At 68.5% G+C, this 902-nt stretch carries 2 protein-coding genes; both read left to right on the forward strand.

The features are described from left to right. Positions 1 to 366, forward strand: a 366-nt coding sequence (locus A9X04_RS23005; protein WP_156764501.1) for an SDR family oxidoreductase, incomplete at its 5' end; no start/stop codon positions are given. A gap of 6 nt (positions 367 to 372) precedes the next feature. After that, on the forward strand, positions 373 to 902 hold a 530-nt coding region (locus A9X04_RS23010; RefSeq protein ID WP_156764502.1), incomplete at its 3' end, for an SAM-dependent methyltransferase.

Consider the following 902-nt stretch of genomic DNA (forward strand, 5'->3'; position numbering starts at 1 on the left):
TCGAGCGCCGGCCTGGCCGGTGTCGGTAGCCCCGATGCCGGCTCGGTCGGCTACGCCGCCGCCAAGCACGGCGTGGTGGGATTGATGCGGGTGTACGCGAATCTGCTTGCCACCCAGTATATTCGAGTCAACTCGATCCATCCCTCCGGTGTGGAGACCCCGATGATCAACAATGAGTTCACCCGGGAGTGGCTGGCCAAGATGGCCGCCGCGACCGACACGCCGGGAGCCATGGGTAATGCCATGCCGGTGGAGGTGCTGCAGGTCGAAGACGTCGCCAACGCGGTGGCGTGGCTGGTGTCCGACCAGGCCCGCTACATCACCGGTGTGACGTTGCCCGTCGATGCCGGGTTCTTGAACAAGTAGCGGCGCATGGCCCGAAATCCCGCCGCGCAGACCGCCTTCGGACCGATGGTGCTGGCGGCGGTCGAACACAACGAGCCGCCGGGCCGCCGCCTGGTGGACGACGACCTCGCGGAACTGTTCCTGCCGACGCCGCTGCGCTGGCTCGTCGCGGCGACGCGCGCGGCGCCGGTGCGCCGCCTGATGATCCGCGCATCGGAGTGGTCCGGCCGCGGCCTGTGGGCGAACCTGGCCTGCCGCAAGCGGTTCATCGGCGACAAGCTGGCCGAAGCCCTGGACGGCATCGACGCGGTCGTCATCCTCGGCGCCGGATTGGACACGCGCGCATACCTTTTGACACGGCAGGTCCGCATCCCCGTCTTCGAGGTGGACCTGCCGGTCAACATCGCCCGCAAGCTCAAGACGGTCCGGCGGGTGCTCGGCGGACCGCCGATGTCGGTGCGGCAGGTGGCACTGGACCTGGAGCGCGACGACCTGCTCACCTCCCTGGCCGAGCACGGCTATCACACCGACTACCGGACGTTCTTCATCTGCGAGGG

This window comes from Mycobacterium sp. E3247, from assembly GCF_001667785.1.
Lineage (GTDB): Bacteria > Actinomycetota > Actinomycetes > Mycobacteriales > Mycobacteriaceae > Mycobacterium.